Annotated in this window: 8 protein-coding genes; all 8 read left to right on the plus strand. The window is 77.0% G+C overall.

The window, feature by feature from the left end; all coding sequences use genetic code 11:
• The first annotated feature begins 163 nt into the window (after nt 1–163).
• The 8 genes from ACFWPT_RS09875 (at nt 164) to ACFWPT_RS09910 (ending at nt 15,076) form a co-directional block, all read left to right on the plus strand.
• Nucleotides 164–1,456 carry an MFS transporter gene (locus ACFWPT_RS09875; protein ID WP_380480823.1) on the plus strand — a complete coding sequence of 431 codons (1,293 nt, stop codon included), beginning with the start codon at nt 164–166 and terminating at the stop codon, nt 1,454–1,456.
• A 74-nt stretch (nt 1,457–1,530) separates the two neighbouring features.
• On the plus strand, nt 1,531–2,805 hold the full coding sequence (locus ACFWPT_RS09880; RefSeq protein WP_380480825.1) for a non-ribosomal peptide synthetase: 1,275 nt from the start codon (nt 1,531–1,533) through the stop codon (nt 2,803–2,805).
• 353 nt (nt 2,806–3,158) lie between these two features.
• On the plus strand, nt 3,159–6,269 hold the full coding sequence (locus tag ACFWPT_RS09885; RefSeq protein ID WP_380480827.1) for an amino acid adenylation domain-containing protein: 3,111 nt from the start codon (nt 3,159–3,161) through the stop codon (nt 6,267–6,269).
• Nucleotides 6,266–7,441, plus strand: a complete 1,176-nt coding sequence (locus ACFWPT_RS09890; protein WP_380377537.1) for an acyl-CoA dehydrogenase family protein — start codon at nt 6,266–6,268, stop codon at nt 7,439–7,441. The genes ACFWPT_RS09885 and ACFWPT_RS09890 overlap by 4 nt, the downstream gene beginning before the upstream one ends.
• A gap of 58 nt (nt 7,442–7,499) precedes the next feature.
• The gene (locus ACFWPT_RS09895; RefSeq protein WP_380377536.1) at nt 7,500–9,293 is read left to right on the plus strand and encodes an AMP-binding protein; all 1,794 of its coding nucleotides are present in this window, start codon (nt 7,500–7,502) and stop codon (nt 9,291–9,293) included.
• A 74-nt stretch (nt 9,294–9,367) separates the two neighbouring features.
• Entirely contained in the window at nt 9,368–11,185 is a 1,818-nt protein-coding gene (locus ACFWPT_RS09900) for an amino acid adenylation domain-containing protein (protein ID WP_380480829.1), read from the plus strand.
• Nucleotides 11,182–14,067, plus strand: a complete 2,886-nt coding sequence (locus ACFWPT_RS09905; protein ID WP_380480831.1) for a condensation domain-containing protein — start codon at nt 11,182–11,184, stop codon at nt 14,065–14,067. The genes ACFWPT_RS09900 and ACFWPT_RS09905 overlap by 4 nt, the downstream gene beginning before the upstream one ends.
• A 121-nt stretch (nt 14,068–14,188) precedes the next feature.
• Nucleotides 14,189–15,076 carry a hypothetical protein gene (locus tag ACFWPT_RS09910; protein ID WP_380480833.1) on the plus strand — a complete coding sequence of 296 codons (888 nt, stop codon included), beginning with the start codon at nt 14,189–14,191 and terminating at the stop codon, nt 15,074–15,076.
• Nucleotides 15,077–15,129 lie beyond the last annotated feature (53 nt).

Consider the following 15,129-nt stretch of genomic DNA (forward strand, 5'->3'; position numbering starts at 1 on the left):
CCTGGTCGGCGGCCTGCGCGGACGTCCCGGCGGGAGCGTGCTCGGCCGTATGGGGGCCGTAAGGGCAGGTCGTGGGAGTGGCGCGATAGGGCCGACCCGTGGTTCGTCCGGAAACGGACGCGATGCTTGCCCAGTAGCGAAGTGGTGACCGAAAGTCGCACTGATGAACGAGACGCCAAGCCCCCGCCGCGACCGACTGCTCGGCCACCGCGACTTCCGACTCCTGCTCACCGGAGCCGCGACGGCCCAGACGGGCAGTCAGGTGACCCTGGTCGCGCTCCCGTTGGTGGCGGTGGTGGTGCTCGATGCCACACCCTTCGAGGTCGGCCTGCTGACCGCCGCCGAGACCGCCGCGTTCCTGCTGGTCGGCCTGCCGGCCGGCGCCTGGCTGGACCGGATGCGCAAGCTCCCGGTGCTGATCCGCGCCGACGTGGTGCGCTGCCTCGCCGTCGGGTCGATCCCGCCGGCCGCCGCGCTCGGCGTGCTGACCATGGCCCAGCTCTACCTGGTGGCGCTGGTCACCGGGGTGGCGACGGTCTTCTTCGACGTCGCCCACCAGTCCTTCCTGCCGTCCGTCCTGCCGCGCGAGCAACTGGTCGGGGGCAACGGCGCGATCGAGACGGTCCGCTCCTCGGCGCAGATCGTCGGGCCCGGGCTCGGCGGCGGCCTGGTCCAGCTGCTCGGCGCGTCGCTCGCCATCGTGGCCGACGCCGTCGGCTACCTCGCCTCCGCCCTGCTGCTCGCCCGGATCCGGGTCGAGGAGTCCCAACCGGAGCCGGCGACCGGACGGTCGCTGCGCGCCGAGGTCGCCGAGGGCGTGCGCTTCGTGCTCGGGCACCCGCTGCTGCGGGCGATCGCCACCGCGACCGCCGTGTCCAACCTGTTCGCCGCCGTGCTGGCGGCCGTGCAGACGGTGTTCTGGGTGCGGGTGCTCGACCTGGCGCCGGGCGCCATCGGCCTGCTGCTGTCGGCCTCCGCCGTCGGCGGCCTGGCCGGGGCGCTGTGCGCGGGGCGGCTGGCGGCGTGGCTCGGCCAGGCCCGGCTGATCTGGCTCGCCACCGTGGTGACGGCGCCGTTCGCGCTGCTGTGGCCGCTGTCCGGCCGGGGTGCGGGCGTGGTGCTGTTCGGGATCGCCTCGGCGGTGGTGCTGTTCGGCGCGGTGGCCTACAACGTCGCCCAGGTGAGCTTCCGGCAGAGCCTGTGCCCGCCGGAGCTGCTCGGCCGGATGAACGCCACCATGCGCTTCCTGGTCTGGGGCACGCTGCCGATCGGCGCGCTCGTCGGCGGCACCGTCGCCGACGCGGCCGGACCGCGCGCCGCGCTGTGGCTGTGCGCGGCGGGCTTCCTGCTCGTCCCGGTGCCGCTGCTGCTGTCGCCGCTGCGCCGGCTGCGGGACCTCCCGGCCGAAACCGCCGCCACGGCCGGGGAGGAGCCCGTCGCGAGCCCCGCCGCCTGACGCACCCGGCCGCCCGACGAGCCCCGCCGCCTGACGTCCGAACCGAACCGAGACCGGAAACCGGAGACCGTTCCGTGCACGCCAGCATCACCGCCGCCTACCTCGCCCGGTACCGTTCCGCCGCCGCCGACTCCCCGACGGACCTGCTCCCGCTCACCGGCGCCCAGCGGCGCTTCCTGATCACCCGCAGGCTCGCGCCGCAGGGCCGGCCCGAGGTCGTCCCGCTGTTCCACGCCTACCCGGGCGGCACCCTCGACCTGCCCCGGCTGGCCCGCGCCGCCGCCGCCACCGCCGCCCGGCACCCGGCGCTGTGCGGCGGCTTCGGGACGGCGCGCGGCACGCCCGTCCTGCGGGTCGGCGCCCCCTCGGCCGAGGCCGCCCGGATCGCCGTCCCGCCCGGCGGCACCGCCGGGTCCGCCCTGCGCGAGGCCCTGCTGGACTGGCCCGCCGACGGGCCCGCGCTGCGCCTGCTGGTGGCCCGGGAGCCGGACGGCGAGGAGGAGCTGCTCGCCCTCGCGGTGGACCACGCGGCCTGCGACGAGCAGTCGCTCGGCATCCTGACCGCCGACCTCACCGACGCCTACGCCCGGGACGACCACGCCCAGGAGGCCGTCGCCGCCCCCGACCAGGACGCCCTGGCGGCCTACCGGGAGGCCGTCGAACGGCAACTGGCTGCGGAGGACGCGGCCGGCGGCCCCGCCGCGCAGGCCCACTGGGGCCGCCGGCTCGGCGGCGTCACCGGGACGGGCGGGGGAGCGGCCGGCTCCACCGGCATGCTCAGCCACCGGCTGCCCGCCGCCGAGGGGGCCGCCCGCACCGCCTTCTTCCCCGCCCTGCTGGACGCCACCGCGGCCGCCGCCCACCGGCTGCACCGGACCGACGGGCAGCTCGCCCTCGGCTACCCGTGGGGCGGCCGCCCGCCCGGCGCGCCCGCCGCGCTCGGCTGCTTCCTCAACACCCTGGTGCACCCCGCCGTACCCGGCGCGGCCACCGCCCTGGAGGACCTCGCCGACGCCTGGTGGGACGACCTCGACCACGCCGACACCCCGTTCGACGAGGTGGTCCGGGCCGCCCGCACCGCCGGCGCCCCGTGGACGGGCGCCCTGGACGGCATGCTCACCCTGGAGGACCTGCACCGCCGCCCGCCGCTGGTGTTCGGCGGCGTGCCCGGCCGGGAGATCCACCTGGCCGGGCGGCCGCTCGCCGCGCCGTTCGCGGTCGCCGCCTCGCACGGCGACGACCTGCTGGTGCGCCTCGCCTGGGACCGCGAGCGGTTCCCCGAGGACGCCGCCACCGCCGCCTTCGACGACCTGCTCGCCACGCTGCGCCGCCACCTGCGGACGGCCTGACCCGCCCGGCCCGACCCCGCGCCGGACACCTGATCCGGACACCTGATCCGGACGCCTGATCCGGACGCCTGATCCGGACGCCTGATCCGGACGCCTGATCCGGACGCCTGATCCGGACCCGACCCGAAGCCGCCCCGGCCCCGACCCGAAGCCGTACCGGACCCGCACCGGACGTCCGCATCAGGACGCCCGCCCCGGACGCCTGACCCGCCCCGGACCGAAGCCGCCACCGAATCCCCACACCGACCGCCGGGCCGTGCCACCACCCCGGCGCGCCCGGAACCAGGGCCGGGCCATCCACGCCCGCCCCGTCACCGCAGGGCCAACACGCCCACCACACAAGGGAGTCACCGATGTTTGCGCTCTCCTCCTCGCAGGAGATCGTCTGGCTGCACGAGCAGATGCTGCCCGGCAGTCGTGCGTACAACTTCACCGCCGTGCTCGACCTCTGGGGCACCCTCGACGAGGACGCGCTGCACGCCGGACTGGCCGCCGTCCTCGCCCACCATCCGGGCCTGCGCCTGGAACTGGTCCCCCGCCCGGAGGGCCTGCCGGGCCAGCGGGTCGCCGAGCACTGCGAACCGACGCTGCGCCGCAGCGACTTCGCCGCCGAGGCCGACCCGGACGCCGCCTTCCGCGAGCTGCTGGCCGCCGAGGCCGAGGAGCCGGTGGACACCGAGAAGGCGCCGGTGCTGCGCTGGCACCTGGTGCGCCTCGGCACGGACCACCACCGGCTGATCCACGTCGAGCACCACCTCGTCCACGACGGCCACTCCTTCGCGATCCTGCTGCGCGACCTGTTCACCGTCTACCGCGCCCACGTCCTCGGCGAGCCCTACCAGCTGCCCGAGGCGCCCTCGTACGAGCAGCACGCCCGTACGGCCGTCGACCCGGACGCCCGCGAGCGCGCGCTCGCCTTCTGGCTGCGGGAGCTGGCCGACGCCCCGCGCGAGGTCACCCTGCCCGGGCTGGCCAACCCCGCCGCGGTGCGCCGCCACCGCGGCGGCCAGATGCGTCAGGCGATCGGCGCCGACCTGGCCGAGCGGCTGCGCACCCGCAGCAAGGAGGACGGGCACACCCCGTTCAGCACCCTGCTCACGCTCTTCGCCGAACTGCTGCGCCGGCACTCCGGGCACCGCGAACTCGTCGTCGGCACCGCCGTCGGCAACCGCCCCGAGGGCTTCGAGGGCACCGTCGGCATGTTCGTGAACACCGTGCCGCTGCACCTGCGACTGGACCCGTCCGCCCCCGGCACCGAGGCCGTCGACGAGGTGACCGACGTCCTGCTGCGCGCGCTGCCGTACCAGGACCTGCCGGTCCAGGAGCTGACCCGCCGGCTCGGCCTGCACACCGGCGGCGCCGACAACCCGCTGTTCAACGTGATGTTCAGCGCGCACGACGCCGCGCTGCCGGACGTCCAGGCGCCCGGTCTCGAAGTCTCGCTGTACGAGGGCTTCAACACCGGCACCACCCGCTTCGACCTCGACCTGGTGCTGCTGCCGGACGACCGCCGGGTGGTCGGCGAGAAGCACGGCGGCGCCGGGATGACCCTGGTCTGGGACTACGACGCCGACCTCTTCGGCGAGGCCGAGGCCACCCTGCTGGCCGACCGCCTGCTCCAGCTGCTGCGCTGCTACCTCGACCGGCCCGAGGCCACGCTGGCCGCGCTCGACCCCGCCCCGGCCGCCGAACCCGCCACCGCCGTCGCCCGGGCCGGTCTCGACCCGGCCGCCGCCCACGACCCCACGGCGATCGCGATGATCGCCGGCACCGAGCGCCTCAGCTACGGCGAGCTCGACCGCCGCGTCACCCAGCTGGCCGAACGCCTGCGCGCCGCCGGCGTCACCCCCGGCCAGCCGGTCGCCGCCGTGCTGCCGCGCGGCGTGGACAGCGTCGTCGCCCTGCTCGCCTGCCTGCGGTATGGCGCCGTGTACGCGCCGCTGTCCGCCGAGGACCCGGCCGCCCGGCTCGGCCTGCTGCTGGACCGGCTGGCCCCGGCCCTGGTGCTGGCCACCCGGCAGAGCGCGCTCGCCCTGCCCGCCGACGGCGTCACCCCCGCGCTGCTGGACGGCCCGGCCTTCCCCAAGGCCGAGCCCGCCGCAGTGGTGGACGGCGCCGCCTACCTGATCCACACCTCCGGCTCCACCGGCGTGCCCAAGCCCGTCCTGGTCGGCCGCGACGCGCTCGCCGGGTACGTCGCCGCGATCGCCGCCCGCTACGAACTGACCCCCGCCGACCGGGTGCTGCTGTTCGCCCGCCCGTCCTTCGACGTGGCGCTGGAGGAGGTGCTGCCCGCGCTCGCCGCCGGCGCCGCCCTGGTCGTGCCGCAGCGCGAGGTGCCCACCGGGCCCGAGCTCGTCGCCGTGCTCGCCGCCCGCGGCGTCACCGTCGCCAACCTGCCGACCAGCTACCTGCTCGCCGTCCGCGAGGACCTGCGCGAGGCGCTGCGCGACGGCCTCTGGGCGCCCCGGCTGCTCGTCCTCGGCGGCGAGCGCCTGCCCGCCCGCGCGCTGACCGGCCTGATCGAGGCCACCACCGTGCTGAACGCCTACGGCGTCACCGAGGCCACCGTCACCTCCACCGTGTACGAGGTCACCGCCGCCGACGTGGCCGAGGACGGCGAGATCCCGCTCGGCGCCGAACTGGACGGCGTGCGCCTGCACGTCCTGGACGAGGCGCTGCGCCCGCTCCCGGCCGGCTGCGTCGGCGAACTCGCCGTCAGCGGAGCCCTGTTGGCCGACGGCTACCTCGGCCTGCCGGAGCCGACCGCGGCCCGCTTCGTCACCGTGCCCGCCCTCGGCGGCGAGCGCGTCTACCGCACCGGCGACCGCGGCTACCGCGACCTGCGCGGCCGGCTGTGCTTCCTCGGCCGCGCCGACAACCAGGTCAAGCTCCGCGGTCACCGGATCGAACTGGAGGAGATCGAGGCCGCCGCCTCCGCCGAACTCGGCGGCCGCTCCTGCGCGGTGGTGCTGCACACCGACCCGCAGGCCGGCCCGCGCCTGATCGGCTTCCTGGAGGGCGCCGACCGCCCCGACCAGGCCGCCCTGCACGCCGCGCTCGCCCAGCGGCTGCCCGGCGGGCTCGTCCCCGCCACCTGGACGGCCGTCGAGGCGATGCCCACCCTGCCCGGCGGCAAGCCCGACCGCGCCGCCCTCGCCCGGCTCGCCGACGAGGCCCCAGCCCAGGAGGCCGCCCCGGCCGCCGAGAGCGCCTTCGCCGACCCCGGCCAGGAACTGATCGCCGCCGCCTGGCGCGAGGTGCTCGGCCACGACCGCTTCACCGCCGAGTCCCACTTCTTCGAGGTCGGCGGCCACTCGCTGCTCGCCGCCCAGCTCGCCGCCTGGCTGGAGCCGCACCTCGGCAGCCGCCCGCCGCTGCGCACCCTGTTCCGCCACGCCGTCCTGGCCGACCAGGCCAGCGCCCTCACCGGCCAGCACCCCGGAAAGGCAGACCGCGCATGAGCGCCCCCTCCGCCGTCCTCGAAGACGCCCACCGCGAACTCGTCGACGCCTTCGAGAGCTTCGTCCGCCGCGAGCTCGTCCCGCTGGCCGCCGAACTGCCCGAGACCGCCGACGAGGTGCCCGCCGAACTGCGCGCCTACGTCCGCAAGCGCTCCGCCGCGCTCGGCTTCTACGCCGGCGACTACCCCGAGGAACTCGGCGGCGCCGACATGCCGTTCACCGCCGTCGTCCTGCTGCACCACGCCGCCGGGCGCAGCGGCTGCCCGCTCGCGCCGTACGCCCTGGCCGGCTCCGACGGCCCCAGCCCGCTGCTGCGGCACGGCACCCCCGAGCAGATCGAGCGCCACCTCGTGCCGCTGGTGCGCGGCGAGCAGACCCGCTGCCTCGCCCTCACCGAGCCGCACGCCGGCTCCGACGCGTTCCGCCTCACCACCACCGCCGTGCGCACCGCCGACGGCTGGGTGCTGAACGGCCGCAAGACCTTCGTCAGCAACGCCGACCGGGCCGGCCTGGTGCTCGTCGTCACCGCCACCGACCTCGGCGAGGGGGCCGGGCCCACCGCCGGCGCCACCGCCTTCGTCCTCCCGATCGACCAGCCCGGCCTGCGGATCGGCCAGCGCTACGAGGGCATGTCCGGCGAACCGCTGTTCGAGCTGCTGCTCGACCAGGTCACCGTCTCCACCGACGCCGTGATCGGCGGCGAGGAGGGCGTCGGCGCGGCCACCGCCCTCGCCATGGACAGCCTCTCCCGGGGCCGCCTGGTCGTCGCCGCGATGTGCAACGGCATCGCCGAGTACGCGCTGCGCATGGGCGTCGAGTACGCCCGCGAGCGGCGCGCCTTCGGCAAGGTGATCGGCGAGTACCAGCACGTCCAGGAGCACCTGGTGGCCACCCGGGCCGAGGTGGAGTGCTCCAAGCTGCTCACCCTCGCCTGCGCCCGGCTGGTCGACGACGGCACCGAGGCGCCGGAGAACGCGGCGCTCGCCAAGCTCACCGCCTCCGAGACCGCCGTGCGCGCGGTGGACCGCTCGCTCCAGGTGCACGGCGCCACCGGCTGGGTGCGCGGCCACCCGCTGGAGTTCCTGTACCGCTACGTGCGGATGACCACGATCATCGAGGGGACCTCCGAGGTCCAGAAGGTGATCATCGCCCGCTCCATGGGCCTGAACTGACAGTCCGTCAACGATCTGTCAACAGCCTGTCAACGGCCTGAACCACCTGGAGACGATGATGGAAACCCTGAGCATCGAATACGGCCGCCCGCACCAGGACGGCGCGGTCCTCGACCTGTTCGCCACCTGGGTGCACCGGACCCCGGACGCGCCCGCCCTGATCGACGGCGCCCGCACCTACAGCTACGCCGAACTCGACCGCCTCGCCGACACCGTGGCCGCGGCGCTGCGCGACCGGATCCGCCCCGGCGACCTGGTCGGCGTCTGCCTCGGCCACTCCGCCGCCCTGGCCGCCGTCACCCTCGCCACCGCCAAGCTCGGCGCCGTCCACCTGCCGCTCGGCCCGCGCCCCGGCGAGCGCCGGCTCCAGGCCGTCGCCGAGCAGCTGCGGCCCGCCTGCCTGGTCGGCGACCCGGCCCGGCTTCCCCAGGGCGGCGAGCAGCTGGCGCTCGACCTGGACCCGACCACCGACGTGGTCGCCGCGTTCGTCCCCGGCGAGCAGGTCCACGTGCCCGCCGGCACCCACTACGCGGTGCTCACCTCCGGCTCGACCGGCACCCCCAAGGCCGTCGCCGTCGGCGAGCCCGCCCTCGGCGCGCTGCTCCACTGGTACCGCGAGCTGACCGGCCTCGGCCCCGGCGAGCGGCACAGCCTGCTGATCGGCGTGTCCTTCGACCCGCACGTCCTGGAGCTGTGGGCCACCCTCACCTCCGGCGCCGCACTCACCCTCGCCCCCGAGGCCGTCCGCTGGGACCCGGGCGCGCTCACCGACTGGTGGCGCGAGGCCGGCGTCACCGTCAGCATCCTGCCCACCCCGCTCGCCGAACCGATCCTGGCGCGCGCGTGGCCGGACGGGCTGGCGCTGCGCCACCTCACCATCGGCGGCGACCGGCTGCGCCGCGCCCCCGGCCCGGACGTCACCGCGGCCGTCCACAACGCCTACGGCCCCGCCGAGGCCACCGTCACCACCACCGTGCACACCATGGCGCCCGGCCTCGACCACGGCGCCGGCGCACCCCCGATCGGGCTGCCCGTCCCGGGCGCGGTCGTCCTGGTCACCGACGAGGACGGCCGGCCGGTGCCGCGCGGCCAGGCCGGCGAACTGCGCATCGGCGGCCGGGGCCTGGCCGCCGGCTACCTCGACCCCGAGCTGACCGCCCGGCGCTTCGTCGGCGTGCCGCCCGGCGTGGACGGCATCGACCGGGTCTACCGCAGCGGCGACCGGGTCGTGATGGGCGCCGACGGCGTGCTGGAGTTCCACGGCCGGCTCGACGACCAGGTCAAGGTCAGCGGCGTCCGGGTCGAACCCGCCGAGGTCGAGGCCGCGTTCGAGCGCGACCCGCGGGTGCGCCGGGCCGTGGTGGCCGCGGCCCCGGCGCCGACCGGCGGCGTCCGGCTGCTCGCCTTCGTCCAGACCGTCGAGGGGCCCTCGGCGGCCGGCGCCGACGAACTGCTGGCGGCGGTCCGGCCGTGGCTGCCCGAGCAGGCCGTCCCGTCGGCCGTCCGCCTGGTCGACACCTTCCCGCTGGACGCCAACGGCAAGGTCGACCGCGCCGCCCTGCTGCTCGCCCCGGCCGCGGACGAGCCGGTCGCGGCGGAGGAGGGCGCCACGCCCACCGAGCGCACCGTGCTGCGCCTGTGCCGCGACCTGCTCGGCCGCGCCGACCTCGGGCCCGGCGACAACTTCCTCGCCTCGGGCGGCAACTCGCTCGCCGCCGCACGGCTGCTGGAGGCCCTGGAGGAGGAGTGCGGGGTGCGGCTGCGCGCGCCCCTGGTGCTGCGCCAGCCCGACCTGCGGGCCGTCGCCCGGCTGGTGGCGGAGCGGCAGCCGACCGCCGCCGCCGCCGTCTGACCGCCCGCCCGCCCGTACGACCTGCGCAGGGCGCCCCGGCCGTTCGCGGCCGGGGCGCCCGGAAGGGAACCATCATGCCCACCGCGACCCTCCCGGACCTGATCGCCCGGCACGCCCAGGAGTGCCCCGACGCCCTCGCCGTGACCGACGGCTCCACCGTTCTGACGTACCGTCAACTCCTCGACTCCTCCGCCCGGCTGGCCGCGACCCTGGCCGCCCGGGGGATCGGCCCCGGCAGCGCCGTCGGCCTGCTCTGCGCCCGTTCCACCCGCCTGGTCGTCGCCCAGCTCGCGATCTGGCGGACCGGCGCCCACGTCGTCCCGCTCGACCCGGCCTACCCGCGCCAGCGCATCGCCGAGATGACCGGGGACGCCGGAGTCCGGCTCGTCCTCGGCGACAAGACGCTGCTCGCCGAGGCCGGACTCGCCGAGGAGCAGACCCTCGCGCTGACCTCGACCCTCGTCCTGGCCGAGCCCGCCGCCCCGGCCGGGCACGGCCCCGACGCCGCCGGTGCGGCCGCCCCCGACGCCGCCGAGCCGGCCGCGCCCGCCCTGCTCTTCTACACCTCGGGCTCCACCGGCCGGCCCAAGGGCGTCATCGTCCCGCACAGCGCCGTCGCCGACCTGGTCACCGCCCAGGACGCGTTCACGCTCGGCCCCCGCGACCGGGTCCTGTTCCACTCCACGATCAGCTTCGACGCCTCCACCTTCGAACTGTGGGCCCCGCTGGCGCGCGGCGCCGCCGTCGCCGTCTCGCCGTCCGACCGGCCCACCGCCGAGGAACTCGTCCGCGACATCGAGCGGTTCGGCGTCACCACCGTGTTCATCACCACCGCCCTGTTCCACCACCTGGCGGCCCGGCAGTCCCGGATCTTCGGCGTGCTGCGCACCCTGGCCGTCGGCGGGGAGGCCCTGTCGCCCGAGTACGCCGGGGCGGTGCTGCGCGCCTTCCCCTGGCTCGAACTCTTCAACGTCTACGGGCCGACCGAGGCCACCACCTTCACCACCCTGCACCGGATCACCCCGGCCGACTGCACCACCGGCCCGGTCCCGATCGGCCGGCCCTTCGGCGGCGCCCGCGCCCTCGTCCTCGACCAGGAGCTCGCCCCGGTGCCGCCCGGCACCGTCGGCGAACTGTGGATCGCCGGCGGCCGGCTCGCCCAGGGCTACCTGGACCGGCCGGAGCTGACCGCCGAGCGCTTCCGCGACCTGCCCGGCACCGGCCGCGCCTACCGCAGCGGCGACCTCGTCCGCCAACGCCCCGACGGCGCACTGGAGTTCCACGGCCGCACCGACGACCAGGTGAAGGTCCGCGGCTTCCGGATCGAACCCGGCGAGGTCGAGCACGCGCTGCTGCAGTTCCCCGAGGTCGCCGAGGCGGCCGTGGTGGTCCGCCGGCCCGGCCACACCGACGCCGCGCTCACCGCCTGCCTGGTCCTCGCCGACGGCAGCCGACCGGCCGTCGAAACCCTCCGCACCCGGCTCGCCGACCGGCTGCCCGCCCACCTGGTGCCCACCGCCTGGACCGTACTCGCCGCCCTGCCGCTGACCGGCACCGGCAAGATCGACCGCCGCGCCCTCGCCGCCACCGACGAGACGTCCCCCGACGGACCCGGCACCGCCGCCGCCCTCACCCCGATCCAGCAGGCCGTCGCCACCGCCTGGACCCGCGCCCTGGAACGCCCGATCACCGACCCGGCCGCCGACTTCCTCGCCGAGGGCGGCCACTCGCTGCTCGCCATGTGGGTCGTCGACGACCTCCGCGAGGACCTCGGCGTCGAACTCTCGCTCGCCGACTTCCTCGGCCACCCCACCGTCGCCGGCCAGGCCGACCTGCTCGAACGAGCCCTGCGCGCCGCGCACGACGACACCCCGCAAGGAGCCACCCGATGACCGCCGAGCACCCGGCCGTCGACCAGACCGCCGACCAGGCCGACCTGCTGCGCCGCGCCCGCCGCAACCGCCCCGCCGCGGGCGGGCGCCCGGCGGCCCCGCAGAGCGCGCCGGCCGGCCAGGGCGACGGCCCGGCCGGCCCCGCCCCGCTCTCGCACGCCCAGCAGCGAATGTGGCTGATGGACCACCTCGGCCAGGGCGGCGCCCTCTACAACGTCCCGCTCGCCACCCGCCTGCGCGGACCGCTCGACCCCGCCGCCCTCGCCACCGCCCTCACCGGCCTCACCGAGCGCCACGCCGTCCTGCGCACCCGCTACGGCCGCCAGGGCGACCAGCCGCACCAGCAGACCGACCCGGTCACCCCGGTGCCGCTGCGCACGGTGGACGCCACCTGGGAGAACGGCGCAGGGAACAACGCCCCCGCCCTGCTCGCCGCCGAGGCCGCCCGCCCCTTCGACCTCGCCACCGGCCCGGTCCTGCGCGCCCTGCTGCTGCGACACGACCCGCAGGACCACACCCTGCTCCTGAACATCCACCACATCGCCGTCGACGGCGGCTCGCTGCCCGTCCTCGCCGCCGACCTGGCCGCCCTCTACGCCGCCGCCCGCGACGGCGTGGCGCCCCAACTCCCGCCGCCCGGACCGTCGTACGCCGAGTACGCCCGTGAGGAGCGCACCCGCGACGCCGAACTCACCAGCGCCGCCGACGCCCGCGCCCGGCACCTGGCCGGCGCCCGCCCGCTGCCACTGCTGCGGCCCACCCCGCCCGGGGCGCGCGAGCGCCGGGCCACCCTGCACACCGCCCCGCTCGCCCCCGCCACCGTCGAGGGCCTGCGCCGGCTCGGCGCCCGGCACGGCGCCACCCTGTTCGCCGTCGTCCTGGCCGCCGCCTTCGCCACCCTGCGCACCGCCGCCGACCAGGCCGACCTCACCCTCGGCTGCGCCAGCGGCCAGCGCCTGCGGCCCGAACTGCGCCGCACCGTCGGCCTCGGCGTCAACACCCTCGCGGTGCGCGCCGACCTGGCCGGCGATCCCACCTTCACCGAGGTGCTCGGCCGGGCCCGGACCGCGCTGCTCGACGCGCAGCAGCACCACGAGATCCCGTTCGACCTGATCGTCGAGCGGCTCGGCGCGGCGGCCCGCGGCGCCGACGGCACCCCGCTGCTGTCCGTCAGCTGCGACCTCGTCCGCCCTGCCGAGCCGCTCACGCTGCCCGGCCTCACCGCCGAGGACGTCGAACTCGACCTGGGCCTGGCCAAGTTCGGCCTCGCCCTGCTGGTCGAGGACGGCCCGCAGCCGCGCTGCCTGGTCCAGCACGACCGGGACGCCCTCGACGAGACCACCGCCGAGCACCTGCTCAGCGCCTTCGCGGACCTGCTCGCCGCCGTCGCCGCCGACCCCGACCAGCCCCTCTCCGCACTCCCCGGCACCCGCCTGGCCACCGCCCGGCACCCGGCCCTCGCCGCGCTGTCGGCCGACCCCCGGGTGGTCGAGGCGGCCGTCGTCGAGACCGCCGACGGCCCGCCGCTCGCCTACGCCGTGGTGCGCGGCCCGGTCGCCCCGACCGGCGTCGAACTGCGTGCCGCCCTGCGCCGCCACGTCGACCCCGCCCACCTGCCGGCCGCCGTCACCCTGCTGGACCGGTTGCCCCGGCACGCCGACGGGACCCCGGACCGCGGCCGGCTGCCCGGCGCGGCCCCGACCGCCCCCGAGCGGTCCGGCCCGCTCGACACCGTCCGGACGGCCTTCGGCGAACTGCTCGGCACCACCCCGCCCGCCGACGGCGACTTCTTCGCCCTCGGCGGCCACTCCCTGGTCGCCGTCCAGCTCGCCGAACGCCTGCGCACCCGCACCGGTCTGCCGCTCACCGGCCTGGACGTGCTGGAACAGCGCACCCCGCGCGCCCTTGCCGCCCTGCTCGCCACCCGCGAGGACGAGCGCCGCGCCGCCCCCGCCCGCACCGGCTCCCGCCCGGGCACCCGCACCCGCGCGGGCACCGTGCTGCTCACCGGAGCCACCGGCGGAGTCGGCGCGGCCGTCCTCCAGGAACTGATGGCCCAGGGCCGCCCGGTCCGGGCCCTGGTCCGGCCCGAGTCCGCCCACCTGCCCGCCCTGCACGGCGCCGAACTGGCCGAGGGCGACCTCGCCGACCTCGACAGCCTGCGCCGCGCGGTCGAGGGCGTCGACGCCGTCATCCACGCCGCCTGCACCTTCACCGAGCACGCCGTCGACCTCGCCGCGATGCGCGCCCTGGTCGAGGGCTGGCGCGGCGGCCCGTTCGTCTTCGTCAGCAGCATCGACGCCTACGGCCGCCCGTCCGGCACCGACGTCCCCGAAGGCGGCCCGACCGGCGAACCGGTCAGCCCCTACGGGCAGGCCAAGCTGGACTGCGAGCGCATCCTGTTCGAGGCGGCCGCCACCGGCCGGGGCCCGGCCACCGTGGTCCGCGCCCCGATCGTCTGGGGCCCGCACCAGCGCCTGCGCGACCAGCTCCGCTGGGGCTCCACCGGCGACCTCTACCAGGCCGCCCTGGCCGGCCGCCCGATCGCCCTGCCCGCCCCCGCCCCCGGCGACCGCCCCACCTGGTACGGCGCCGCCTGGGTGCACTCCGCCGCCCTGGCCCGCGCGCTCGCCGCCTGCGTCGCCGACGGCAACCCGGCGGCCGGCCGGATCGTCAACGCCGTCAACGGGCACGTCTCCTGGGCGGACTTCACCGGCGAGCTCGTGCGCCTGCTCGACTCCGGCAGCCCGCTGGACCTGCGCCCCGACGCCGATCCCGAACTCCGCCGCCCCTGGCACTACCGCGCGGAGACCCTCGCCGCCCCGCTGAGCCCCGAGCCGGGCGAGGACTGGCGCACCGTCCTGGCGGCGATGGTCGGCTGACCTGCACCGCTCCGCGTCGCGGCGGCCGGCCCGAGGCCGGCCGCCGCGGCCGTTCGGGGGGCCGCCGCGGCTATATGATCACGCGGCCGAGATCACGTCACGGGGGAGCACGAGAACAGCGATGGCCGGGCAGGCAGTACTCGCACCGCCGAGGGAGCTCCGCACCTGGTTCGGCCGGCGCTCGGTGCGGATGACCGGATCCGCGCTGGTGTGGCAGGAGGAACCGGAGGCCTTCCACATCCCCTACGGCCGGATCCACCGGGTGCACGCCGTCCCCGGCCGGGGCGTGCTCTGGGACCTGTGCGTCGAGGTCGACCCGCCGGGGCGCGGCGAGCGCTCCGAGTTCCGCCTGGGCACGACCGACGCCAAGGCCCAGGCGTTCGCCGACGCCATCAACGCGCAACGGCTGAAACGACTCGCCGAGGCCCTGGCCGACCCGACGCGGATCCGTGTCGAAGCGTTCCGGCGGCCCCGGCCGCTGCGGCCCGCCGGCTGGCAGCTCGCCCTCCTCGCCCTGTTCGCCGGCTGCCTCACCGAGTCCGTCGCCCTGGCCCTGCTCGGCCACCCCGTGCGGGCCGGGTTCGTCTGGGCCGGCTTCACCGCCTGGTGGGTGAGCGCCGCCTGGGCGGCGAACCTGCCCTGGCAGCTCCGCTACTGGCGCCAGCAGCAGGCACTGGGCGAGCTCCGCCCGGCGGAGTTCACCGGCTCCTACCTCGGGGAGTACCGGGTGCACGACGTCCGCGGCCACTCCCGCAGCACCCGGCGCACGCTCCGGTACACCTACCGGGTGACCGACCAGCTCGGCACGGCGCAGCGGCACGAGTGCAGCGCCGCCGACGTGCAGGACGTGGCGCGGCCCCGCACGGTCCTGGTGGTGCCCGGCCGCCTGTCGGCGGACACCCCGGGCAGGCTCGCCGGCCACCTGGTGTGGATGGGCGTCACCGGCCTGCCGACCCTGGTCGCGGGCCTGGTCGGCCTGGTCCTCGTCCCGGGCCTGCTGCTGCCCTGAGCCGCCGACGGCCCACCCGGTGCCGACCACCCCCGCCCACCCGGGTGGCGCGT

This window comes from Kitasatospora sp. NPDC058478 (assembly GCF_042720345.1).
Classification (GTDB): domain Bacteria; phylum Actinomycetota; class Actinomycetes; order Streptomycetales; family Streptomycetaceae; genus Kitasatospora.